Here is a 23,175-nt window from a genome sequence, read left to right as displayed (position 1 = left end):
GGTCAGGAGAGCGAGATCGGCTCGAAGTGGGGCGTCACACCGCCGAGAGCTTCCAGGGCTTCCGCCTCAGTGTGCACCACGTGAATGCCGGTGCGCCGGGCATCACTGATGAGTTCAAACATGCGCGCCAGACCATACATGTGCTGGGAGCCGGCAATGATGGCTCGAATGGCCCCTTGGGGAAATATCGGATCACTGTGGGCGAGCATCTGCACGGTCGCGGGCGTCAGATTGATGGACGTGGCATGAGTGAAGTCCATGATGCCGTACTGTGGTTTCAAGATCTGGTATAGCTTGCGGCCACGTTCGTAGGCGGCGTGGATGGCATCGTCATTCACCTCGCCGTGCCAGCGCACCATCAGGATGGCATGGCCATAGTCAAACTCGACGGAGTATGGAAGCACCTCGCCGGGGTCTCCGCTCATCGGAAGTTCACTCATGGCCGTATCCTTGCCTAAGAACCCTCATTCCACTTTTAGCATCTGTGTTCAAGCCCGTGAATAGGTGGCTCTGCAGGTTTGCACTTTTTAACACTTCTCGTATTTCCAGTTCCGGCCCTTGTTTTCCGCAATCCACTCAATTGCCGTGGCCAGGCGCCGCTCCCGCGTCGCGGTGGTCTTTGCCTCGGTCAGCCACTCCACGTAATCCTTCTGCTTGCTGTAGGTGAACGCCTTGAAGTTGGCGGCAGCCTGCTTGTTCCTGCGGAGCGCGCCGGTGAGATCCGCCGGCACTTCCAGCGTGCGTTCCTCTTTCGGGCGGGGACGGCGCGGCGGAGCCTTGATGCCTTCATCGTGCATCTTGACGGCTTTCCGCACCAGCGCCAGCAACTGCTTCTTCGGCGGCAGGTCTTTGAGCGAGGTGATGCGGCCGAATTGGCCCATAGCCTCGCCGGAGCCGCCACCTTCTCCCATTACCAGTGTGCCCTTCCAGAAGCCGAAGCCGCAGTGCTGCTTAAAGGCCGACATGAAGCAGAGAATGCCCTTGTACTCAAAGCAGGGGAAACTCCACTTGATCGTCTCGGTCACTTCGGGACAGCCCTCATGCACCACATCGCGCAGGTATTCAAGGATGGGGCGGGCGAACTCCGCCGACTTGGCAATGTAGGCATCAACGCGCGAGTCGTGGGAGGCAGGAAAACCCATGCGCCGATGGTGAACGGAGTCGCGCTCCGGCGCAAGCCAAAAAACAAAACGGGCGCAGCCGCAGCCGCGCCCTGTCTCGAAAACGATACAGTCCTTACTTCGTCTGGTTTGCTTCCACGTCGAGTTCGATATTGATCTGCTTGGACACGCCCATGCCGGTCGGGTCATAGCTGACGTGGTATTCCGTGCGGTCGATGGAGAAGTGCGCTTCCACGCCGATCATCGGGCCACCCTTCATGTTCTTGCCCTGCGCAAGCGTAAACGGAATCTCAACCTGCTTGGTTACGTCCTTGATGGTCAGGTTGCCGATGGCAACGTACTGGTTGGCGCCGGTCTTGCGCACGCTGGTGCTCTGGAACTTCAGTTCCGGATACTTGGCGGTGTCGAAGAAGTCGGGGCTCGAGAGGTGCTTGTCGCGCATCGAGTTGTCGGTGTTCACGCTGGCCGCCTTGATGATTGCGGTGACCGACGACTTGGCCGGGTTAGCCGGGTCGAACAGAATCGTGCCGCTGACTTCCGAGAAGCGGCCGCGCACGGTCGAAACCGACAGGTGCTTGACGGTGAAGTTGGCCGACGAGTGAGCGCCGTCAATGGTGTAGGTGTCGGCGGCGAAGGCTCCGAGCGAAAGAGCCAGAACAGCGGTGAGAACCAGCAGGTGCTTGCGCATTTCAAATCTCCTTTTGCAGCGGATATGGCGGCCGGTCCGCCTTCAACGATATCCGTTGTAACAAGTAATTCGACGCGCGCACCCCGCCGGACGATTCAGAAATTTCCTGTGGCGAAAGATCTTCTTTCTGGCAGGTTCCCGCCCGTGAGGCGCACCGAGTGTCCGGTCGTTTGCGGGCTTGCGGCTGAGGGAATACGGGAACAGGCAGATGCCGCAAAAGCAAAAGTCCGGAAGCAGAGTTCCGGACTTTCAGCGAAGCGTAACGCTCTTCTTACTCAGCCAGTGGCTGAATGCGCATGCTGAGGTCGACGGCCTTGGCCGAGTGTGTGAGCGCGCCAACCGAGATGAAGTCGACGCCCGCATCGGCGTATTGCCGCACGTTCTCCAGCGTGATGCCTCCGGAGGACTCGATGGACATATGGCGCGAGTGGGCGCGGATGCGTTTGACGGCCTCTCGCGTGTCCTCTGGCGTGTAGTTGTCCAGCAGGATGGCCTCGGCGCCGTAACGCAACGCATCCTCCAGCTCCTGCGCGTTGCGCACCTCAACCTCAATGGGTTGCGTGCCGCGGCGGTTCATCAGCGCGCGCGCCAGCGCCTGCTCCACGCCGCCCGAAAGGTCGATGTGGTTGTTCTTGATCAGGATGCCGTCGGCAAGGTCGAGCCGATGGTTCTTGCCGCCGCCGCAGCTTACCGAGTACTTGTCCAGCAGGCGCAGGCCCGGCACGGTCTTCCGCGTATCGAGGATGTGCGTGTTGGTGCCGGCAATGGCGTCCACGTACCTGCGTGTCTCGGTGGCAATGCCGCTCATGCGCTGCAGCAGGTTCAGAATCACACGCTCGCAACTGAGCAGCACGCGCGCGTTGTGCTGGATGGTGGCGATGGCCTGGCCCTTGCGCAGCCGCACGCCGTCGAAGATCTCCGGGTGTGTGGTGACCTCCGGATGTGCGCTCACCGTGCCGTCGAGTTCGGCGAAGACCTCGAAGATACGCTGTACGCAGCCAATGCCGGCCAGCACGCAATCCTGCTTGGCCAGAACCGTGGCCATGGCGCGCTGCCGCGGCGGAATGCAGGCATAGGTGGTTGCATCGCTCGTCGCGTGGTCCTCGTTCAGGGCCGTCTCAAGGATCGCGGTAATGCGTCGGCTAGTCCAGTCCATGATGTCCTCGTGGTTACTTCCCGGCGAGCGCCTCCAGCGCGGCATTCGCCTTTTCCAGCAAAGCCTTCACTTCCACCTGGCGCGACTTCAAGCCCTCCACAACCTTGGCCGGGGCCTTGGCCAGGAAGTTCTCATTGCCCAACTGCTTCTGACCACGTTCCTGCTCGCCCTTGAGCTTGTCGATCTCCTTGGTCAGGCGCTCGCGTTCGGCGGCCACGTCAATCTTCAACTCGTAGACCACGCGCACGTCGAAGCGTGCCGTGGAACGCGAGTTCGATTCCTTCGCCAGCGAGCGGTCCACAAACTCAAAGCTGCTGACGTTGGCCAGCCGCGTGATGGCCGCCGCGTTGCTCTCCAGCAGCGTGCGGATTTCGGCGTCGCAGTGAATTTCGATGGCCAGCGGCTCCTTGGGCGAAACCTTGATCTCGGCGCGCACGTTGCGCACGGCCACAATCAGGTCCTGCACAATGGCCATCTCGCGCTCGGCCTCGTCGGAGAGCTGCGCGGCGTCGGCGGTCGGGTACTTGGCCAGCGCAATCGACTTCAGCGCGGGCTTGCCGTCGAAGACCGCGTGCCAGATCTCCTCGGTGATGAACGGCATGAACGGCGCCAGCAGGCGCAGCGAGCCTTCAAAGATCAAGCCCACGTTGGTGAAGGCCGTGCGCGCTTCGTCGCGGTTCTCCGAGGCCAGCCGCGCCTTCATCAGCTCGATGTACCAGTCGCAGAACTCGCCCCAGAAGAAGTGGTAGACCACATGCGCCGCCTCATGGAAGCGGTACTCGGCCAGCGACTCGGAGACCTGCTGCGCCACGCGGTTGAAGCGCGAAAGAATCCAGCGGTCCTCGAGCGTTGCCGGCGTAAAGCCCGCGAGGCCAGCGGCGTCAGAGGGCTTCAGCTCGCTGAGCGACCAGACGCCCTTCTCCTCGGCCTGATCCACGTTCATGAAGATGAAGCGCGAGGCGTTCCAGATCTTGTTGGCAAAGGCCCGGTAGCTTTCGGTGCGGCTGTCGCTGAAGGCGATGTCCGTGCCGGGCGCGGCCATGGAGGCCAGCGTGAAGCGCACCGCGTCGGTGCCGTACTTCTCCAGCACCTCAATCGGGTCCACCACGTTGCCCTTGGTCTTGGACATCTTCTGGCGCTCAGCGTCACGCACCAGCGAGTGTATGTAGACCTCTTTGAACGGCACGATGCCCTGCGGATGGTCGGCCATGAAGTGGCAGCCCATCATGATCATGCGCGCTACCCAGAAGAACAGGATGTCAAAGGCCGTCAGCAGCAGCGAGGTCGGGTAGAAAGCTTCAAGGTCTTTGGTCTTGTCCGGCCAGCCGAGCGAGGTGAACGGCAGCAGGCCCGAGCTGAACCAGGTGTCGAGCACGTCGGTGTCCTGCTCAATCTTTGTGGAACCGCAGTGCGCGCACTTCTCCGGAGTCTCGCGGGCGACGGTGTCTTTGCCGCACTCGGCGCAATGCCAGGCCGGAATGCGGTGTCCCCACCAGAGCTGGCGCGAGATGCACCAGTCGTGGATGTTCTCCATCCACTGCAGGTAGATGTGCTTGTAGTTGTCCGGGGTGAAGCGGATGCGTCCGTCTTCCACCACTTCGCGCGCCACCTGCGCCAGCGACGGACGTCCGTCGTTGGTCGCCTTGTTGACGGCCAGGAACCACTGCTCGGAGAGGCGCGGCTCCACAATGGTCTTGCAACGGTCGCACTTGCCGAGCGGCACCACGTAATCCTTGATGGCGACGAGGAAGCCCTGAGCTTCCAGGTCGGCCACAATCTTTTCGCGCGCCTCGTAACGGTCCAGGCCCGCGTATGCGCCGGCCTCTTCGTTCATGTGCGCGTGCTCGTCCATCACCGTAATCTGCGGCAGGTTGTGGCGCTGGCCGGCAAGGAAGTCGTTGGGGTCGTGCGCCGGAGTCACCTTGACGGCGCCGGTGCCGAACTCGGGCTGTGCCAGCTCGTCGAGGATGAGCGGGATCTCGCGGCCCACCAGCGGCAGCTTCAGCATCTTGCCGTGCAAGTGCTTGTAGCGCTCGTCGCGCGGGTTCACGGCCACGGCCGTATCGCCCAGCATCGTTTCCGGGCGCGTGGTGGCCACGGTAATGTACTCGTCGGTGCCGATGACGGGATAGCGGATCTCCCACAGCTTGCCCTGCGTCTCCTCGTGAACAACCTCGAGGTCGCTGAGCGCCGTAAGGCAGCGCGGACACCAGTTGACGATGTACTTGCCGCGATAGATCAGCCCTTCTTCATAGAAGCGCACGAAGGCTTCGCGCACCGCGCGAGAGAGACCGTCGTTCATGGTGAAGTACTCGCGGCCCCAGTCCACCGAGTCGCCAATGCGGCGCATCTGCGAGGTGATGGCTCCGCCGTACTGCTCCTTCCACTCCCACACGCGTTCCTGGAACTTTTCGCGGCCCAGCTCAAGGCGCTTCTTGCCTTCCTTGGCCAGCTGGCGCTCCACCATCATCTGGGTGGCGATGCCGGCGTGGTCCGTGCCCGGTACCCACACGGTCGTCTTCCCCAACATGCGCTGCCAGCGGATGATGATGTCCATCTCCGTGTGGTTGAGCATGTGTCCCATGTGCAGGCGGCCGGTTACGTTGGGCGGCGGCAGCAGCAGCGAGTAGGCGGAAGCAGGGGACGTGGTGGGCGTGTCGACGTGGAACAGCTTTTCGCCGACCCAGTATTCGGCCCAGCGTTGTTCAATCTCGCTCGGGTCGTAAGCTTTGGGCAGATCGTGCGGCATGGTTGTCTGTTGTCCTGCGTGAAAATAGGTCTAAATATTGAGTTTAGCACCGGACGGCCGTGGCCGGAGCGAGGGTGTCTCCCTCGCGTACCCGCCACGGGCAGAGCAAAGGCTGAGCTGCACACCCGTGGCGTACCCGTCGCCAACCAGCAAAGCTCCCGGGTAGCACCGGGCTTCAGCCCGGTGAATCGCGGCACCACGAAACGCGGGGCTTCAGCCCCTGAGGAAGCTACATGCAGAACGGCCCGGCAGCGTGTGCCACCGGGCCGGAATGGATGAGCGTGCGCTCTGCTACCGCTGGCGCTCGGCCAGTTCGCGCACAATGTCCGAGATGATCTGCGCCTTGTAGCGCTCAAAGACCGCGTTGACGATGTTGGCGACCATAGTGGAGTCCACCGACAAGGGCGTAGCGGCCTCAACCGGGGCGGCAGACGCCACAGGGTGCTCGTTCAGCTCCAGCGGCTCCAGAAACTCCGGCGTGGTCTCGCCGTTGTTCTCCAGCGGCTCCAGCGTGACATCGCTCGACGGAATCTGCTCGGGGACAATGTTCTCCGCATCGCGCACGCGCTCCAGAATTTCCGGCGTTGCGGCGATGAACTCATGTCCGGAGGCCAGCGCCGGGTCCGGCGCAACCATTCTGGGGACCTCGACGGTCTCGAAGTGCTCGGCAGGGATTTCGCCGATCACCAGCGGCTCTGGCGAGGCATCCTCAAGAGGGCTGATCTCCGAGTTCGGCTGAAATTCGGGAACCGCCAGCGGAATTTCTGCTGCGGCCTCAAGAGCCGATGGCATAGGTTCCGGGGTCACGGGCGTCTCCGGAAGCTCGAGGTCGAAGATTGGGCTTTCGGAGGGCTCAAAGGCTGGCATCTCAGAGGCGGCCATCGCCGGGGGCGCGGGTTCCTCAGCGGCAGGCTCCGGTTCCGCTGGCAACTCGACTTGTGTGGAAAGGTCAAGCAGAGGGTCCATTGCCGGGGCAACTTCGGCGGCAGGAGTCTCAACCGTGGGCATGGGAATGGCGGGCAGTTCCAGCTCTGCCAGCGGCTCGGGCGCAACGGTTTCCGCCGCAGCGGCCTCTTCTGCCGGAGCCGGTTCGGCACCCCAGGAGAGAGGCACCGCCGGAGTCGGCACATTGCGGTCTGTCAGGCCGGGTATGGGGGTGTCAGCCGCCGGTGCCAGATTGAAGACTGGCAGCTCGGAGTCCACCGCCGGTATTGCGGCGGTTTCCGGCTCAGGGGCTGGTGCCGGAGTTAGTTCGGCCGGAGGTGCTGCTTCCACCCCCTGGGAGAGCATGGCGAAATCGTCATCGGTCAGGGGCGGCAGTTCGCCAATATCCATAACCGGAATTGCGGGCTGCGCCGCCGGGGGTTCCGCAGCAGCGGAAGCCTGAGAGGTCTCCACCATCTCCGGTTCCTGGTGCGAGTAGTAATCAACCTGGCTTCCGTGGGCGGCTGGCTCCGGTGCAGCGGGCTGTCCCTGGAGCAGGAACGCCATGTCTTCCTCAGAAATTTCAGCCGGGGCCGCAGGTGCCGGAGGTTCCGGCGCGGCGGCAACCGCAACGGCAGGAGCAACTTCCGGGGCAACCGGGGCGACCGCCGGGGTGGGCGCGGTTTCGTGGTGCTCAGCGAGCTTCCGCACCGTGTTGATCAGGTCGGTAGCTTCGAACGGCTTCACGATGACGCCGGAGGCCTGAACGCGGTCGCCATCCTGCTGGTCGTAAGGCTCCAGCTTGCCCACGGTGAGCAGCACGGGGATTGCCTTGTCGGTCGCCCGGACGCGCTCGCACACCTCCAACCCGTTGTATCCGGGCATGTAGATATCCAGGATGAGGATGTCGGGGCGGACCTCGGCGAACTTCTTCATGGCGGCGGCCCCATTGCTTACCGCCGTAACGTCAAAGCCCGCGTCGGCAAGAATCTTGCGGCCCATATTCTGGGCGGTCATGCTGTCGTCAGCTAACAGGACTCGCAGCGCCAATGTGTACGCACCCTTCTGGGGAGTTTAATGCTGGAACGTTAACGCGTTCGCCGCGTAAGGTCAACGTGGCGAAGGGACAGTCTCCAGACAATGGCCCGATGGTGCGTTTCTGGTCACAAACAAAACCCCCGCCTGTAACAGGCGGGGTGGGTGAAACCGGAAAGAGTGCTCTAGAAAATCACCAGCTTCTTTTTCTTCTTCTTGCTGGTGGAAGCTTCCTTGTCCTTTTTGGCAGGCTTGGCGCCGACGTCGTCCGTCTTGTGGCCGGAGGCTTCATTGATCTGCTCCGGAGCCTCTGCAGGCTTTTCGTCGTTGGCGGCCTGGTTGGTATCCGAGCGCGGCGGAGCCTGTATCTTGGGAGGCTCGTTGCCGGTAACCTGCTCAGCTTTCACGCTGCCCGTGCCGCCGCTTCGTCCTTCCATATCAGCCTTCACGGCCTCGTTGACGCCACGGACGAGCGCGGAAGCATCGGTCCGCGGCGGGTCCGTCAACTGCGGCTCGCCGACCTTGGTCGCCGGGGCAAAGTCCGGGTGGCGCACAAGGTTCAGCTTCACGCGGCCCCAACGGCTGGTGGTGCCACGGCTGGCCAGTTCGCGCTTGTTCAACTCGACGGCTTCCGGAGTCGGCTGCGGCACCTGGCGCTCGAGCGCGGCCAGGCGTGCGCGTGCGTCGTTGTAGCGCGGCATCGCCGGATAGCGGGTCACAATCTTCGAGTAGGCTTCCGCCGCTTCGTCGGAGTACTTCTTTACCAGCTTCTGCTTCAGGCTGTCGGGAGCCTTGCTCTCACGCAGCAGATCCATCTGCCGCTCGTGGCACTGGCCCAGCATGTAGAGCGCTTCGTCGGCCTTGCTGTAGAGCGGGTAGGTGTCGGTCAGGGTCTTCAGGCGGGCGTTGGCCGCCATCCACGAGCCGCGCAGGTAGTAGAAGCGCCCGATGCGGTACTCGCGTTCGGCCAGCACTTCCTGCACCTCCAGCAGACGCAGGCGGGCTTTTTCCGCCAGCTTGCTGTCGGGGTACTGCGTCAGCATGGTGCGGTATTCGTCTTCGGCGCGCTTGGCGTGCGTGTAGTCGCGGTCAGCCTTTTCAATCTGCTGGTAATGGATGTCGGCGATCTTCAACTGCGCTTCGGCCGCTTCCGCCATGTTGGGGAAGAAGGTGATGAAGTCGCGGTATTCGCTTTCGGCCTGGGCCAGCGCGGTGGAGCCGCCTTCGGCGTACCAGGAGTCGCCGACCGACAGCTTGGCGCGGGCCACGAACTCGGAATCCGGGTAGGTGTTGATCAGCGTTTGGAGCGTCAGGCGGGCCACGTCATACTTGCGCTCGCGCATGGCCTTCATGGCGCGGTCATAGAGCACCTTGTCGGGCTGCTTGGAGTCGACGTGGGCGATCGGGTTCTTGACCTTGTGGTTTGTGCAGCCGACGCCGGCCAGCAGGGCAACGCCCGCCACCAGCACCACCGCAGTGCGACGCAGCATGCGCGGCATGCGCACCAGACCTGGATTCGTAATCTGATTCATGAAGACCTTTTCCGAAGCAGCGGCCTTACGCCCTCTGCAAAGTGGCCGACTGCGCGGCTGCCAACAGTTGCTGCACGTTCTGGCGGATGTCTCCGCGGCCAAAGACCGCGTTGCCCGCCACCAGGACCTCGGCCCCGGCGCGCACGATCTCCGCAATGGTGTCCATGGCAACGCCGCCATCAACCTCAATGCGGAAGTTCAAATGGCGCTCCTCGCGCAGCGTCACCAGCCGGCGGAGCTTGTCGAGCGAGCGGGGAATGAACTTCTGCCCGCCAAAGCCCGGGTTCACCGACATGATGAGCACAAAATCCAGCATGTCGAGCACGTCGGTCAGCACATCAACCGGCGTTGCCGGGTTCAGCACCACGCCCGCCAGCGCTCCGTGGGACTTGATGAGCGACAGCGTGCGGTGCAGATGCACGCAGGCTTCCTGGTGCACGGAAATCCAGTTCGCGCCCGCCTCGGCAAAGGCCGGAATGTACAGGTCAGGCTGCTCGATCATCAGGTGAACGTCGAGCGGCACACGGCCCTGCACGGCCTTGTTCAGAGACTTCACGACCGGCGGGCCGATGGTCAGGTTCGGGACGAAGTGTCCGTCCATGACGTCAACATGCAGCACCGTCGCCCCGGCCTCGATGGCAGGCAGCACCTGCTCGGCCAGGCGGGCAAAGTCAGCGGACAAAATGGAAGGCGCAATTTCGATCAAAACCGGTTCTCTCAGCCTGAGGAAATCCTGCCCGATTCTAGCACGCGCCCCCCTGCAAATGCCTCAAAAGCGAGCTGGTTGGAGCCGTTCGCCGATACCTCCGCCCGGAGGGCCATGAAACAGAAGCCAGTTGCCGGCAGCGCGGGCCTCTGAATTTGCATTTCACAGTTCCGCCGAGCCTCTCCCGAAGCTGAAGGAGAGGTATTCCGACCCGCTTCCGCGCCGCGTGCCGTTGAATTTCCCGGCCGGCAAACGTAGTCTCCTAACATGCCGCTGCTGGAAGCCGAACATCTGGTGAAGGTCTACGACGGAGGAACGCGTGCCGTCGATGACGTTTCGCTCTCCATTGAGCCGGGCGAGACGCTTGGGCTGGTGGGCGAAAGCGGCAGCGGCAAGAGCACGCTGGGGCGGCTGCTGCTGCGGCTGATTGAGCCAACCGGCGGGAGCATACGCTTTGACGGCCGCGAGCTGACCACGCTCCCCGCGCGCGAGCTGCGCCATGCCCGCCGCGACATGCAGATCATTTTTCAGGACCCGTTCGGCTCGCTCGACCCACGCTTCACCGTCGAGCAGGTGATCGCCGAGCCGCTGGTCATCCACGGCGAGGATGGCCGGAAACTCACGCGGGCCGAGCTGCACACGCGCTCGGCGGAATTGCTGCGTGCGGTCGGGCTTGATGGCTCGGCCCTGGCGCGGTATCCGCACGAATTCAGCGGAGGCCAGCGCCAGCGCATCGGCATTGCCAGGGCCCTCGCGCTGCGGCCACGCTTCATCGTCGCCGACGAGCCGGTCTCGGCGCTCGACGTCAGCGTGGGAGCGCAGATCATCAACCTGCTGCGTCAGCTTCAGCGCGACTTCTCGCTGACCTACCTGTTCATCTCGCACTCCATGCCCGTGGTGCGCTACCTGGCCACGCGCATCGCCGTGATGCAGAAGGGGCGCATTCTTGAAGTCGGCGCGGCCGAGCAGATCTGCTCGCATCCCGCGCATCCCTACACGCAGGCGCTGATGGCCGCCACGCCCGTGCTGCGGGCATAGAACGACACGGGTTTTTGGGCAGGTCTCCGTCTCATCCATCCATCGTTACCGCGCGCTGATTCCTGCCGGAGAAGTTCCACGAATATTACCCGTGCGCAATCAAGCGTGCGTGCTACACTCCCGCTAATTTCATTCCGAGGAATTGCATGAGCACTCCTGAAATTGCACCGCCGCCGATGGCTCCCGAGCCACAGGGTATGAGCGAGTTCGACCGCCTTAGCTCCACGTTCTTTGCGCCTTCGCGCACCATGGAAGACATTGCACGCAACAGCAGTTGGTGGGTGCCGTGGCTGGTCACCGCCATCATCAGCCTGTGCTTTGTGTTGGCCATTGGCCAGCGCGTTACCTGGGAGACGGCGATTGAAACCCAGATGCGCGCCGACCCGGCCGCGGCCGAAAAGCTCGACAAGATGCCTCCCGAGCAGCGCGACAAAATTGTCGGCATGTCGGTCGCTGTCGGCAAAGGGCTTGCCTACGCCACGCCGGTCACGGGCCTGGTGGCTGGCGCCATCGTTGCCGGAGTTCTACTGGGCATCTTCAATTTCGGCTTTGGAGCACAACTGCGTTTTGCCCAGGCCATGGCCATCTATTTCTACGCTACCCTGATCTCCTGCGTGAAGGCCCTCCTGGCGGTCGTCACCATGTACCTGACCGAGCCGGATGCGTTCAACATCAAGAACCCCGTGGCATCCAACCTCGGGGCGCTTGTCGATCCGGCGAGCAAGTACCTCTACCGCTTTGCGTCGGCCTTCGACATCTTCACCATCTGGATGCTTGCGGTGATCGCCATTGGCATCAGCCGCAACAGCAAGGTCAAGTGGACGCCAGCGTTCGTGACCATGTTTCTTCTCACCATGTTGTTGAAGCTGAGCGGCATGGTATAAGCGCGCATCGTTCCAACAGGAAGAGCAAAGCCCCGGAGTGTTCCGGGGCTTTTGTCTTTTCCGTAATTCCAGAAGCTTCAGGATTCGCGAACGCCGCGAGGCTAGAGCGGGATACGAACCGCTCCAAACACAGCGGCGCTACGCGCTCTGCTCTTCCACTGGCACCATGCCTTCGGTGGCTTTGCGCAGGGCGGCGCGCGCCAGAATGCGCGTGGAATCCAGCGTGGGCAGCGGCGAGCGCTCGGGCGTAATCAGCAGAGGAATCTCCGTGCAGCCCAGCACCACGGCCTCGCAGCCTTCCGACTTCAGCCGCTCGATAATGAGCCGGTAAGCCTCCTGCGATTCCGAGCGCAGCACGCCGTACACCAACTCGTCGAAGATGATCTGGTCGACGCGGCCGCGGTCAAGCGGCGAGGGGATGGCCATCTCCATGCCGAACTGCTTCAAGGTCTCGGCGTAGACGGGGCCTTCCATGAGGAAGCGCGTGCCCAGCACGGCCAGCTTGTGGAAGCCGCGCTCGGCGGCCTCGTGCGCCACTTCCCGCGCAATGTGCAGCCATGGCAGGCGCGAGCGCTTCTGCACCTCGTCAAAGACCTGGTGGATGGTGTTGTCCGGAGAGATGAGCAGTTCGGCGCCACAGCTTTCCAGCTTCTTTGCCGAATCCAGCATCAGTTCCACCACGCCCTCCCACTGGTTGCGGCGGATGAACTCCATGTACTTGGAGAGCGGGTGCGTGTGAAGAGAAATCTCCGGGTGCGCGTGGCGGCCCATGATGGCGGCGCCTTCCGTGCAGATGGTGCGATAGCAAAGCGCAGCGCCCTCTGCGCTGCAAGCGACAATCCCTATATGCATTGCGTCAAATCACCGCCGCAATTTCCGTGAGCAACGCCTGCTTGTATTCCGCGGGCAGGAACGACGCGCGCACGGAGTTCGCAGCCAACTGCCGCAGCTCTTCGCGGCTGAACCCAAAGACATCTTGCGCCAACTGATATTCGCGCAACAAGCTGGTTTCAAACATCGCCGGGTCGTCGGTATTCAATGTGACAACAGCCCCGGCGTCGAACAAGCGCCGCAGCGGATGCTCCTCCAGCCGCGCACAGCAGCCCGTGCGCACGTTGCTGGTCAGGCAGATTTCCAGCGGAACTTGCTCGCGCACGCAGCGCGCCAGCAGCGCCTCATCCTGCGCCAGAGAGAGCGCGTGGCCGAGCCTCTCGGAGTGCAGCAGGTCGAGCGTGGCGCGGATCGTCTCCGGGCCTGTGGTCTCGCCGGCATGGCATGTCAGGCGAAGGCCCGCCTGCTTGGCACGGGCATAGACTTCGGTGAACCATTCGGGCGGCCCCTTGCGCTCGTCGCCGCCAATGCCAAAGCCAATGACGTTGCGCCCGCGCAACTCAATTGCCTTCTCCACCACCTTCATCGCGGCCTCGGCACCGAACTGCCGCACCGCGTCGGGAATCCAGTAGAGCGAGACGCCGAACTCCTGCTCGCCGCGCTGGCGGCCGCGTTCCAGGCCCTCAAACAGCGGGTCAAACGCCTGTCCGCGGAAGAACAGCACGCCCACCGAGAGGTAGACCTCGGCGTGGCGCACGCTCTGTGCGGCCAGCTCCTCGCAAAGCCGGTAGGTGATGAACTCGTAATCCTCCGGTGCGCGCAGTCGCTCGGTCACCGCCTTGAAGGCCATCAGAAAGCCGGTGAAGTCCTTGTACTCGTAGAGCGCGCGAACGTCGTCCTCACTCAGAAAGCGCGCCGAGCCCTCCACGTTGCGGTACTTGGCGTTGGAGGTCTCAATCGGTGTGGAGTACTTGGCGGAAAGCTCGGAGAGCGTGCGCGGAGAAACCGAGCCCTCCAGATGCAGGTGCAGTTCGGCCTTGGGCAGGCGGCGAAGAAAATCCAGCGTTTCGTCGGTCACCCGGATATTTCACCACAACTGCGGTTACCTCATCTCGAGAACCTTGCGTTCCTGCTTGGCGGCTCCGGCAGTCAGCGCTTCATCCAGGGTCGTGGAAAGCAGCGGAAACCAATGCGCATCACGCAGAGCAACCATGCGACCAAGAATGCCTGCTTGCGCGGGAATTCGCTGCCAACGAAACCAGCCTTCCTCGTCGCGCACCAATCGCAGCTTGAACACCGAACATGAAGTTTTAATGTGCCCGGAGCCGAAACAACCGGAAGAAGAAATCTTCCGCTTCAGGTACGTGAGGGCTTTCCCGTTGACATGCACCGAGTATTCAAGCGGAAGGTCCTATTTTTGCTTTTCGAGTGTCCCGAGGTACATCAAGAGTTGCTCACACGCTTCGCTCGGCGTACTTCCCTTGAAGTCCATATCCTCCGCTGCTCCCTATTTCGTGCGTGCGAACTCGCTGTGCTTGCGGCTGAAGAAGTAGTAGACGAACAGGCCGAGGAACAGCCAGGCAAAGAAGCGCACCCAGGTGATCACCGTCAGGCCCGTCATCAGGCCGCCGCAGAGCACCACGGCGATGAGCGGGAACAGCGGCACCAGCGGCACACGGAAGCCGCGCGGACGCTCCGGCTGCGTATGGCGCAGGAAGATGACGCCGAGCGAGACGAGCACGAAGGCGAACAGCGTGCCGATGTTCGAAAGATCTGCGGCGTCGCCAATATCGACAAGCCCCGAGGGCAGGCCCACGACGATGCCAGCAATCCAGGTGGACCAGTGCGGCGTCTGGTGCGTGTGGTGCACGGCGGAGAAGAATTTGGGCAGCAACCCGTCGCGCGACATGGCAAACCAGATGCGCGTTTGCCCGTACTGGAAGACCAGCAGCGAGCTGAGCATGCCCATCATGGCGCCGATGATGACCACGGCCTGCAGCCAGCGGTTGGCGCCGAGCGCGGCCAGCGCGTAGGCCACGGGGGCCTCGGCGGCGCTATCCACGGAGCTGTGGCGGACAGCGGCGCCACCGGCGGCGGCCACCTGCGTCATTTTGGCCAGCGCCTCTTTTGCGGTGTCGGAGTTGCCGTCATAGACCACGCGGTACAGGTTGCCCTGCTGCTCGCTGACGTAGCCGATCTTGTCGATGGCCTTCACCTGCTCGCCAAAGCCGGCCACCGGGCGGTCAAGCTGCACCTGCACCACCTGCGTGCCCGAGCGGAAGAGCGGATAGGGCATCATGCCGAGCAGCACCAGGGCCACGCCCACGTAAAGGATGGTGCAAACGATCAGCGAGGCGATGATGCCGAGCGGAATGTCGCGCTGCGGGTTCTTGGCCTCTTCGGCGGCGGTGGAGACGGAATCAAAGCCGATATAGGTGAAGAAGATGATGGCGCCGCCGGTGATTACGCCGCCCACGCCCGAAGGCAGGAACGGATGGAAGTTGGCGCCGCGCACAAAGGTTCCGCCCACCACCAGGAACAGCACGATGGCCGCGATCTTCACCAGCACCATGATGTTGTTGGTCTTGGCGGATTCGCGCACGCCCTTCACCAGCAGCCAGCTCAGCAACATCACCACGAGGAAGGCAGGCACGTTGAAGTAAGCGCCCGTCCAATGTCCGCCGGCCCAGACCGGCGAAGACCATTTGTCGGGGAGATCAACGCCAAATTGTGCGAGCTGTGCTTTGAGGTATCCGGAGAAGCTGACGCAGACGGCAACGTTACTGACCGCGTATTCGAGGATGAGGTCCCAGCCGATGATCCAGGCGAAGATTTCGCCGAGCGTGGCGTAAGAGTACGTGTAGGCGGAACCGGCGATGGGGATCATCGATGCCAGCTCCGCGTAACAGAGACCGGCGAACGAACAGGCCAGCGCCACCAGGATGAACGAGAGCGCGATGCCCGGCCCTGCCGGAGGCCTGCCGTGCATGAGCACGTTGTGCAGGTTGCCGTCGCGCATAAAGTTCGTTAATAGGTCCAGCACCTGCGCGTGCAGCAGGTTTTCCGCGGAGAAGAACTCACCGGCGGCGGCCGTTCCGGTCAGGACAAAGATGCCCGAGCCGATAATGGCGCCGATGCCGAGCGCGGTCAGCGACCAGGGCCCCAGTGTCTTGCTTAACCGATGTTCGGGGTTCTCGGCTTCCGAGATGAGCTTGTCGATGGACTTGCGCGCAAGTAATTGGCTGGCCAGCTTCGTGCTCCTAGGTGAACGACGGTCCCTGCCGCCGCAGGCGGTCACGGTCTGTGCATGTCGTTCTGAGAGTGTGCGGTCCCACGCGTGCTGCTTGGGTTGTTTCGCCGAGAAGGCAATCAGCAGCGCGACCGGGCGGTGTGTGTCCGGCCCGAACCGGCAGACTCCATCCTCTTTGAAACTGTGCTAATGGGGAATATACAGCAACGGGCGCGGATTCCGATGGAGAAACTCCATGGACCGCGCCCGTATTGAGTTGTTGCCAGAACGCCATGCCGCCGGACGATGCCGCGCTGCCGCGTGCGGCAGGCGAGGCGTGCCCCGGCGCTTAACGCTTGGACTGGCCGCGGACGGCCTTCTTCACCTTGCTCTTCATGCTGCCGCGAGGCTCGGTGCGCTTGGCCTTGGGTGCGGCCTTCTTGCGTGCCGTGCGCTTCGCTGCTTTGCGTTCTTCCTTGGGCAGTGCCTTTGTGTTTGCCATTCGTGTTCCTTCCAAAATTTCTCCGGCTCGCAGCCGGTGGCTACGCCTTCTCAAGCTGCGCGTACTTCGCCACCAGCTTCTTCAGACCGTATCTTGCAAATTGTACCGTAATCTTCGCATCTTCCCCATCCCCTTCGCGCAGGTAGACAACACCTTCGCCATATTTGGGGTGCTTCACGCGGTCGCCCTTGCGCAATCCGCGCTTGCCCGAGGGGGCTTCCGGCTCCACGTTGGGGCGGGTGAACTGCTTGCCGCGCGAGGCAAAAAACTCCGCAATATTGTCGATGGAGTTATAGCTGGGGCCCTTGTATCCACCGCGCGATTTGGCACTGTACGAACTGCGGGGGTAGCCGTCATAGGTGCGCGACTGGTCCTCGTTCTCGTAGTCGTAGTGCGTCGAGGTGCCGTATTCGCCCGTGCTGCGTTGCGGGCTGCCCATGTCCTCGATCAGCGCCGGAGGAATTTCTTCCAGGAAGCGCGAGGGCGTCGAAGGCTCGGCCGACTCGGTCCCGTAGCGGCGGCGGTAGTGCGCGCGCGTCAGCACCAGGGTGTCCATGGCGCGGGTCATGCCCACGTAGCACAGGCGGCGCTCCTCCTCAATTTCATCGGGATTCATCAGCGTGCGCGAGTGCGGGAACAGACCTTCTTCCATGCCCACCAGCACCACCAGCGGAAACTCCAGGCCCTTGGCGGCGTGCAGCGTCATCAGCGTGATCTGCTGCGCCTCGTCGAACTTGTCGGTGTCGCTTACCAGCGCGGCGTGGTCCAGAAACTCGCCGACGCTCTCACCGCGGTCGCGCGAATCCATCGCGGCGTTCAGCAGTTCCTTCAGGTTTTCAATGCGCGCCTGCGCTTCGGGCGAGTCCTCCGCCTCAAGCTGGCGCAGGTAGCCGGTGCGGTCAAAGAGGAACTTCAGCAGGTCGGAGGTGAAGACCGCCTCCTGCGGCGGCTCCAGCGGAATCTCCGCTGCATCCACTTCCATCGCCTCGGGCGAAAAGTCCGTGTCGCCGCCCGCGCCGCTGGTGGCGAACTCCTCGGGGTTGAAGTCGAGGTCGTTGTCGCTGACTTCGGTGGCTCCGGCTTCCAGCTCCTGAAGGTCGCCAAAGTCGAAGCCGTGCTGCGCGCTCTCTTCCGGTGCGGGCGCAGGTTCCGGCTCAGGCAGCGCAATCGCCGCAGGCGGTGCTTCTTTCACAATCTTCTTTGCGGCCTTCGTCTCCGGCGCGTTCTCTTCGGCGGAGGCAGCCATGCGCTCAGCGTAAGTGCCGTCAAGCATGGCGCGGGCGTCCAGAATCAGGTCGCGGAACTGCTGCAGCGCATAGAGCGCGCGTGCCGAGAGCAGCTTGCGTTCGAGCACCTCTTCGATGGCGCCCCAGATGGAGCGGCCGGTTTCGAGCGCGATGCGCTCCACGGTCTCCATCGTGGTTTTGCCAATGCCGCGCGTCGGAGTGTTGATGACCCGCTGCAGGGCGACCGAATCCTCGGTGTTCAGCACCAGCTTCAGGTAGGAGATCATGTCCTTGATCTCCGCGCGCTCGTAGAAGCTGAAACCGCCGACCACGTTGTACTTCAGCCCGTAGCGGCGCAGTGCCTCTTCCAGCAGGCGCGACTGCGAATTGGTGCGGTAGAGGATGGCGGACTTGTTCTCCTTGCCCTCCTGCGCGCAGCGTTGCTGGTATTTCGAGATGGTTTCGGCGGCAAACAGCGCCTCGTTCTCGCCGTCGGGCGCCTCGTAGTAGCCGATCTTGGCGCCGCCGTCGCGCGCGGTCCACAGGTTCTTGCCCTTGCGGTGGACGTTGTGCCCGACCACGGCGCTGGCTGCCTGCAGAATCGGCTGCGTGGAGCGGTAGTTCTGCTCCAGGCGGATGATCTTTGCCTCGGGAAAGTGCTGCTCAAAGTCGAGAATGTTGTGGATGTCGGCGCCGCGCCAGCTGTAAATCGACTGGTCCTCATCGCCGACGGCGCAGACGTTATGCCGCAGCCCGCTGAGCGCGCGCATGATCTCGTACTGCGGGCGGTTCGTGTCCTGATATTCGTCCACCAGCAGGTAGTGATACTTGCGCTGATACTTCTCGCGCGTCTTCGAGTCGGACTTCAGCAGCCGGACCGTCTCCAGCAGCAGGTCGTCGAAGTCGAGCGCGTTGGCCTTGGCCAGCTCCTGCTTGTAAATCTGATAGATCTGCGCAATCTTCTCCGTCTTTGGGTCGCCGGAGTTCAGGTACACGTCCTGCGGGTCCATCATGCGGTTCTTGGCCGAAGAGATGTAGGAGAGGATGGAGCGCGGCGTCAGCTTCTTGTCGTCCAGGCCAAGGCGGCGCAGCGCGGCCTTCACCAGCATCTGCTGGTCGGCCTCGTCGTAGATGACGAAGTCCCGGGTATAGCCGTGGCCGTTGACGCGCAGGGCCTCAATGTCACGCCGCAGCATGCGCACACAGAACGAGTGGAAGGTGGCGATGGTGGGCCGCCTCATCTTGAGTCCCGATTCCCGATCAGGGTTTGTCGGAAGGCGCAGAATCTCTGAGACGCGCGCAGCCATCTCCGTCGCCGCTTTATTAGTAAAAGTGACGGCAAGGATTGATTCGGGGTCGACCTTTTCGCGCAAGATCAGGTTCGCAATGCGGTAGGTGATGACACGCGTTTTGCCCGAGCCCGCTCCGGCCAGAATCAGCACCGGTCCGTTGACGGTCTCCACCGCCTCCCGCTGCTGGGGATTGAGTTTTGCCAGGAATTCCATAGGAAAAAGTCTCAGGCGAAGCGTCAGGCGGCCACCACGGCCGCGCGCGTTGCCCGCTGGTTTCAGGGTATCAGGTTTAGCACGGTGTATGCAGGGTGGGGAGACGGCGGCAGAAGGCGAATTGCCTTGTGTCAGGGCAGGGCTTTAGCCCTGCCGTCAAAGCCTGGCAATTCCGGGGGCTTCAGCCCTTGAGGAAAGCCCTCTGATTGAGACCAGCGAATTGCGCGGACTGTTTGGAGCCGCGCTACGGCAGCGCGATGCGGCGGGGCTTCTTCTCCGGCGGCGCGCTCAGCTTGCCGCTCTGCACGCCGGCCCAGTAGATGAGGCCGCAGGCGCGCGCGTCTTCCAGCGCGTCGTGGTGCTGGAAGTGAATGCCGAGATGGTGGGCCACGGTGTGCAGCTTGTGGTTGGGAAGCTCGGGCCATACGCGGCGTGAAATCTGGCAGCTATCGAACCAGCGCGAGAGGTCGCAGCCGTTCAGCCCGCCCCAAAGCTCCGTGCACGCGCCGTTGATGCTGCCGCGGTCAAAGTAGGTGTGCGAGACAATGGCCGCCCCGTGTAGGCGCGGCGCCAGTTGCTGCCACACCTCCGCCCAGCGCGGCGCGTTGCGCACCGCTTCGGGCGTAATGCCGTGAACACCAATGTTGAACTGGCTGAAGTAGCGCTGGTGAACCAGCGAAGAGAAGGTCTCCACCAGCTCGCCGTCTCGAAAATACGCCAGACCGATCTGGCAGATCGAACTCACCTGCGAGTTCGCCGTCTCTACGTCCAGGGCTATGAAATCCAACTCAGCTCCCCGCCGTTAGTTCGGCTTCTTTGTCTGGTGGGCGGCAATGTCCTCTTCCAGCCCGGCGGTGGAGTCGCGCAGGGCCTTGCACTCGGCGCACTGGCACAGCTCGCGGAAGTACGTCCAGGTGTAGACGCCGTGCTTGTGGCCGTCATTCCAGACGAAGCGCACCGCGTAGTTGCCCATCGGCTCAATTTCCGTGGGGCGCGCAATGGGCGTGAACATGGGCAGAGCGCCCGGCTTGGGCTTGGCGGGCTCGCCCGGCTGGCGGCCGCTCTTTTCGCGTTCTTCATTGCAGAGGGCGCAGGGGCAGGCGTCGCGCAGGAAGGGGAACTCCAGATGGGTCTGGTGCCCATCCTTCCACTCAATATCCACGCCGGCGCCGGTGGACTTATGAATCTTGATCGATTTCGGGTCAGTAGCGGATGACATGCCGGAAGTATAAATCGGGTGCAGGCAGTCCAGCGATGGGAAGCTGCAGCCAGACTTTCAGAAGCAGGCAAGGCCATCGGGCACGGCTGCGCACGGCCTGTGAGTTCAGACCGTGGTGCTCGCTGAATGAACGTTGATAGAATTTACTATTTGGTTAGCAACTCTCTCGCCCGCTCCACATCGTTTGGGAACAGGTCGCCGGGCGGCATCTTGCCGGAATTAATGAGGATATAGCGGGCGCAATGGGACTTGTCGTCCAGGCAATAAGTATCCTTCAGAAGGTTGGAGACTGCCGGCATGTTTACCATCTTACCGGCAAAAAACGGACACTGATCCAGCCGTTCACAGGAAGACATGGGGGACCTCCTACTCGCAAGCACCGCCTGCCCGGCGCGCTACCGTGGCACAGCTTACACCCGGCCGGCGGCGGTTGGCGAGAGTCGTATGGAGGGGGAGTTCCCGATTGTGAACGGCAGGGTTTTTTGCCGCCGGGTTGCCGAAATCCACAGGCTTCGGTTATCATCAATCGTTGGCTGAACCCGGCTGTTGGCATTTGTGTGCCTTCGCGTAAGGGTTCCGGCAGCGCCCTCGAGAGCACTGCCGCAGGCCGAGAAATTAGTTCATTCCAGGTTCCGCGTTTCGTTTGCATGCCGCCCCGCACAGATGAGGCCATCAGGTCGGGCATCGGCTGAAAGCCCTTGCGGTTCCAGAAAATTTGGAGTCAGTGCCATGGCACAGGTTTGTGATATCTGCGGCAAGGGTCCGCAGTTCGGCAATAACGTCTCGCACGCGCACAACGTCACCCGTCGTCGTTGGAACGTCAACCTGCAGCCGGTGAAGGCCAAGGTTGAGGGCAGCCCGAACGCGAAGAAGATTCGCGTCTGCACCAGCTGCATCCGCGCCGGCAAGGTCACCAAGGCGTAGTTCCGCCCCGCGTGGGCACCCCGGTGTTGCTCCAGAGCTTAGCTAACATTTCGCCGAGCCTGCATGCAGCAAACGCAGGGTGACCTGCATTCAGCGGGCGTAGTCCATTCAATTTCTCCCTAAAGTCGAAGAGGCCTCCGCTACGGCGGAGGCCTTTTCGCGTGTGCCGCCCTCAGTTGAACTGAATGCTAGTCTTAGTCTCAACCTCAACCGGATTACCGAGTACGAGGAATGGTGCGAAGACCCATTGACGGGCCGCTTCCTCGCAGGCTTTGTGAGCTTCCTTGGGTTCACCACTGGCGGTCGCAGACTTCACATGGCCGTCCTTGCCAATGACAAGAACAAGGTCGATTTTGAAACGCTTCCCACGCAATGAATCCGGCAGGCGAGGGAACGAACGCGTCAACGGCGTAGTCATGGGAGCAACAATCCGGTCGCCGATGAGAATGGCATCTTGGGGCGGCACGAAGAGCGAACTGTCATCCGGCATCGCTTCCAGGCGGTCGACGTGAAGCCGGAGTTGCAGTTTGCCGCCCCGGAAGGCGGTGATTGTGCGGGCTATGCTGCGCCCCTCAAAGGTGAACGGGTCGTTGTACGAAACCTGGTCGGCCCAAGCGTCCTCCGCGTAGCGTAACATCGAGGTCCCGGGCTCAAAGCAATACTGAAGTGGCGGGTTCATCACAACCGGCGAACCACCACTGGAACTCGGAGCTACCTCAAAGAGAACACAGGAGAGAGTGTTGCTTCCAAAAGCGTTCTCCCGGGTTCGTGGCTCCCACCGGGCGCTGAATTTCGCAGCCGCAGTGAAGGGCAGGATGACGCGGTTACGAACAGAAATCTCCGCAGAGTGTTCCGTGAGCCAGCGCTGATCCCCCGCGCGGTAGAGTTGATGGCCGTCCGCAATGTCGGTCTGTTTCAGAGTTCCGCTGGTATAGCTTCGCCGGTAATTCTTTGGCCCGGCGTAAAACTCTTCGTACACGCCGCTGTTGAAGTTGTCGCCGTCCTCATCAAACTGATCATAGGAAACCACGATGTGCCAGGGCCGGGTCTCCTCCGTCGGGATTCCGTTCTTCGAGCGAACCTCAGCAAGCCAATTATCAAAATCTACGGGCTTACCGGAGATATGTCCTTTTAATGGCTGAAATCGGACTCCGGGATGCGGGGGGATGGTGATCACCGTTGCCGGTTGCACCGCCGGAGAGATGACAACGTCCTTATGCTGGGCGGAAGAAGATTGACCGAAGAGGCTGGAAGCAAGCAGAAGAACGCCCAAGCTCAAGAAGATCGCGCGTAACTTCACAGGTATCCTTTCCGTAGACAGGAATTTAGACAAGGCTACAACCGTTGCCAAAAGGAAGGGAATGAAGTTTCACTGAATTGTGCTGACCCACTGGCGCGGGTCGGGGACGGACTCGGTCTGGCCGGTCCAGGCGTCGATGGGGCTGAAGTCGAGCCGCACGCGCACCAGCCAGCCAACCTCGGCGTTGCCCACCAGCACGCTCTGCGCATGCTCCAGCCAAGTCTGCGGGACGACCAGCATCCCGGCCAGCGCCACCTCGGAGTCAAAGTTCAGCGGCTCGTCTAGCGGGCCTTCTTCGCCGAGCACGGCGATATCTTCCACGTAGGGGACGTGTTCCAAATCTGTGTAGACAAGCTCCAGCCGCCAGCGTCGCAGGCGGAAGGGCTCAATGGGAGCGAGCTTCAAGGCGACGGCCACACGCAGGTGGTCGCCGTGGTCGGTAATGACCTGATGAAATTCGGCGGAGGCCAGCAGTTGCCCCAAGGCGCGGCGGCGCTGCGCCCGCACCGCCAGAAACAGCGCGCAGGGCAGCAGCACGGCCAGCCCGAAGATAGGGTCTTTGAGGGTGGAGAGCGCGCCCACCACGGCGCCGAGGGCGCACAGCGT

22 protein-coding genes are annotated in these 23,175 nt (G+C 62.4%); 3 read left to right on the top strand and 19 right to left on the bottom strand.

Going from position 1 to position 23,175, the window contains the following annotated elements; translation table 11 throughout:
- Positions 1-2 precede the first annotated feature (2 nt).
- The 8 genes from AC6IZO_RS13595 to rpe form a co-directional block, all read right to left on the bottom strand.
- On the bottom strand, positions 3-440 hold the full coding sequence (locus tag AC6IZO_RS13595) for a hypothetical protein (RefSeq protein ID WP_497805512.1): 438 nt from the start codon (positions 438-440) through the stop codon (positions 3-5).
- Positions 441-527: 87 nt separating this feature from the next.
- Entirely contained in the window at positions 528-1,142 is a 615-nt protein-coding gene (locus AC6IZO_RS13590) for a YdeI/OmpD-associated family protein (protein WP_497805510.1), read from the bottom strand.
- Between the two features lie 94 nt (positions 1,143-1,236).
- Positions 1,237-1,809: a YceI family protein gene (locus AC6IZO_RS13585; protein WP_497805508.1), complete on the bottom strand. Its 573-nt coding sequence runs from the start codon at positions 1,807-1,809 to the stop codon at positions 1,237-1,239.
- Positions 1,810-2,080: 271 nt separating this feature from the next.
- Positions 2,081-2,965: a carboxylating nicotinate-nucleotide diphosphorylase gene (gene nadC / locus AC6IZO_RS13580; protein WP_497805506.1), complete on the bottom strand. Its 885-nt coding sequence runs from the start codon at positions 2,963-2,965 to the stop codon at positions 2,081-2,083.
- A gap of 13 nt (positions 2,966-2,978) precedes the next feature.
- Positions 2,979-5,714: a valine--tRNA ligase gene (locus AC6IZO_RS13575; protein WP_497805504.1), complete on the bottom strand. Its 2,736-nt coding sequence runs from the start codon at positions 5,712-5,714 to the stop codon at positions 2,979-2,981.
- Positions 5,715-6,005: 291 nt separating this feature from the next.
- Positions 6,006-7,688: a response regulator gene (locus AC6IZO_RS13570; RefSeq protein WP_497805502.1), complete on the bottom strand. Its 1,683-nt coding sequence runs from the start codon at positions 7,686-7,688 to the stop codon at positions 6,006-6,008.
- A gap of 170 nt (positions 7,689-7,858) precedes the next feature.
- Complete coding sequence (gene bamD / locus AC6IZO_RS13565; protein ID WP_497805500.1) at positions 7,859-9,205, bottom strand: outer membrane protein assembly factor BamD; 1,347 nt, start codon at positions 9,203-9,205, stop codon at positions 7,859-7,861.
- A 25-nt stretch (positions 9,206-9,230) separates the two neighbouring features.
- A complete protein-coding gene (gene rpe, locus AC6IZO_RS13560; RefSeq protein ID WP_497805498.1) occupies positions 9,231-9,911 on the bottom strand; it encodes a ribulose-phosphate 3-epimerase in 681 nt (226 codons plus the stop codon).
- A 267-nt stretch (positions 9,912-10,178) separates the two neighbouring features.
- On the opposite strand from rpe, the gene AC6IZO_RS13555 reads away from it, so the two are divergent.
- Entirely contained in the window at positions 10,179-10,949 is a 771-nt protein-coding gene (locus tag AC6IZO_RS13555; RefSeq protein WP_497805496.1) for an ATP-binding cassette domain-containing protein, read from the top strand.
- Positions 10,950-11,095: 146 nt separating this feature from the next.
- Positions 11,096-11,833 carry a YIP1 family protein gene (locus AC6IZO_RS13550; protein WP_497805494.1) on the top strand — a complete coding sequence of 246 codons (738 nt, stop codon included), beginning with the start codon at positions 11,096-11,098 and terminating at the stop codon, positions 11,831-11,833.
- Between the two features lie 138 nt (positions 11,834-11,971).
- On the opposite strand, the gene AC6IZO_RS13545 is transcribed toward AC6IZO_RS13550, so the two are convergent.
- The 9 genes from AC6IZO_RS13545 to AC6IZO_RS13505 form a co-directional block, all read right to left on the bottom strand.
- Entirely contained in the window at positions 11,972-12,685 is a 714-nt protein-coding gene (locus AC6IZO_RS13545; protein ID WP_497805492.1) for an aspartate/glutamate racemase family protein, read from the bottom strand.
- 4 nt (positions 12,686-12,689) lie between these two features.
- On the bottom strand, positions 12,690-13,742 hold the full coding sequence (gene add, locus AC6IZO_RS13540) for an adenosine deaminase (protein ID WP_497805490.1): 1,053 nt from the start codon (positions 13,740-13,742) through the stop codon (positions 12,690-12,692).
- A 24-nt stretch (positions 13,743-13,766) separates the two neighbouring features.
- Positions 13,767-14,054 (bottom strand): hypothetical protein, encoded by a 288-nt coding sequence (locus AC6IZO_RS13535; RefSeq protein ID WP_497805489.1) that lies wholly within the window; start codon positions 14,052-14,054, stop codon positions 13,767-13,769.
- 117 nt (positions 14,055-14,171) lie between these two features.
- Positions 14,172-15,962, bottom strand: a complete 1,791-nt coding sequence (locus tag AC6IZO_RS13530) for an amino acid permease (RefSeq protein ID WP_497805488.1) — start codon at positions 15,960-15,962, stop codon at positions 14,172-14,174.
- Positions 15,963-16,242: 280 nt separating this feature from the next.
- Positions 16,243-16,395, bottom strand: a complete 153-nt coding sequence (locus AC6IZO_RS13525; RefSeq protein WP_497805486.1) for a hypothetical protein — start codon at positions 16,393-16,395, stop codon at positions 16,243-16,245.
- 40 nt (positions 16,396-16,435) lie between these two features.
- Positions 16,436-19,126, bottom strand: coding sequence for an ATP-dependent helicase (locus AC6IZO_RS13520; protein WP_497805484.1), 2,691 nt, complete (start codon positions 19,124-19,126; stop codon positions 16,436-16,438).
- A gap of 244 nt (positions 19,127-19,370) precedes the next feature.
- The gene (locus tag AC6IZO_RS13515) at positions 19,371-19,913 is read right to left on the bottom strand and encodes a 3'-5' exonuclease (RefSeq protein ID WP_497805482.1); all 543 of its coding nucleotides are present in this window, start codon (positions 19,911-19,913) and stop codon (positions 19,371-19,373) included.
- A gap of 15 nt (positions 19,914-19,928) precedes the next feature.
- A complete protein-coding gene (locus AC6IZO_RS13510) occupies positions 19,929-20,345 on the bottom strand; it encodes a gamma-butyrobetaine hydroxylase-like domain-containing protein (protein ID WP_497805480.1) in 417 nt (138 codons plus the stop codon).
- Between the two features lie 146 nt (positions 20,346-20,491).
- A complete protein-coding gene (locus AC6IZO_RS13505; protein WP_497805478.1) occupies positions 20,492-20,701 on the bottom strand; it encodes a hypothetical protein in 210 nt (69 codons plus the stop codon).
- A 373-nt stretch (positions 20,702-21,074) separates the two neighbouring features.
- On the opposite strand from AC6IZO_RS13505, the gene rpmB reads away from it, so the two are divergent.
- Positions 21,075-21,269: a 50S ribosomal protein L28 gene (rpmB, locus tag AC6IZO_RS13500; protein WP_497805476.1), complete on the top strand. Its 195-nt coding sequence runs from the start codon at positions 21,075-21,077 to the stop codon at positions 21,267-21,269.
- A 172-nt stretch (positions 21,270-21,441) separates the two neighbouring features.
- Here the strand turns inward: rpmB and AC6IZO_RS13495 are convergent, their stop codons facing one another.
- Together AC6IZO_RS13495 and AC6IZO_RS13490 are read right to left on the bottom strand one after the other, a co-directional pair.
- Entirely contained in the window at positions 21,442-22,602 is a 1,161-nt protein-coding gene (locus AC6IZO_RS13495; RefSeq protein WP_497805474.1) for an energy transducer TonB, read from the bottom strand.
- 36 nt (positions 22,603-22,638) lie between these two features.
- Positions 22,639-23,151 (bottom strand): hypothetical protein, encoded by a 513-nt coding sequence (locus tag AC6IZO_RS13490; protein WP_497805472.1) that lies wholly within the window; start codon positions 23,149-23,151, stop codon positions 22,639-22,641.
- Positions 23,152-23,175: the final 24 nt, after the last annotated feature.

The organism is Oryzophilus luti (genome assembly GCF_059726245.1).
Note: the sequence above shows the minus strand (reverse complement) of the source record. Positions and strands in the feature narration are given on the sequence as shown.

Excerpts from the sequence above, each read along its gene's own strand:
- AC6IZO_RS13595 (WP_497805512.1), bottom strand. The coding sequence starts at position 440 with ATGAGTGAACTTCCGATGAGCGGAGACCCCGGCGAGGTGCTTCCATAC.
- AC6IZO_RS13590 (WP_497805510.1), bottom strand. The coding sequence starts at position 1,142 with ATGGGTTTTCCTGCCTCCCACGACTCGCGCGTTGATGCCTACATTGCC.
- AC6IZO_RS13585 (WP_497805508.1), bottom strand. The coding sequence starts at position 1,809 with ATGCGCAAGCACCTGCTGGTTCTCACCGCTGTTCTGGCTCTTTCGCTC.
- nadC (WP_497805506.1), bottom strand. The coding sequence starts at position 2,965 with ATGGACTGGACTAGCCGACGCATTACCGCGATCCTTGAGACGGCCCTG.
- AC6IZO_RS13575 (WP_497805504.1), bottom strand. The coding sequence starts at position 5,714 with ATGCCGCACGATCTGCCCAAAGCTTACGACCCGAGCGAGATTGAACAA.
- bamD (WP_497805500.1), bottom strand. The coding sequence starts at position 9,205 with ATGAATCAGATTACGAATCCAGGTCTGGTGCGCATGCCGCGCATGCTG.
- AC6IZO_RS13555 (WP_497805496.1), top strand. The coding sequence starts at position 10,179 with ATGCCGCTGCTGGAAGCCGAACATCTGGTGAAGGTCTACGACGGAGGA.
- AC6IZO_RS13550 (WP_497805494.1), top strand. The coding sequence starts at position 11,096 with ATGAGCACTCCTGAAATTGCACCGCCGCCGATGGCTCCCGAGCCACAG.
- AC6IZO_RS13545 (WP_497805492.1), bottom strand. The coding sequence starts at position 12,685 with ATGCATATAGGGATTGTCGCTTGCAGCGCAGAGGGCGCTGCGCTTTGC.
- AC6IZO_RS13525 (WP_497805486.1), bottom strand. The coding sequence starts at position 16,395 with ATGGCAAACACAAAGGCACTGCCCAAGGAAGAACGCAAAGCAGCGAAG.
- AC6IZO_RS13520 (WP_497805484.1), bottom strand. The coding sequence starts at position 19,126 with ATGGAATTCCTGGCAAAACTCAATCCCCAGCAGCGGGAGGCGGTGGAG.
- AC6IZO_RS13510 (WP_497805480.1), bottom strand. The coding sequence starts at position 20,345 with ATGTCATCCGCTACTGACCCGAAATCGATCAAGATTCATAAGTCCACC.
- AC6IZO_RS13505 (WP_497805478.1), bottom strand. The coding sequence starts at position 20,701 with ATGTCTTCCTGTGAACGGCTGGATCAGTGTCCGTTTTTTGCCGGTAAG.
- rpmB (WP_497805476.1), top strand. The coding sequence starts at position 21,075 with ATGGCACAGGTTTGTGATATCTGCGGCAAGGGTCCGCAGTTCGGCAAT.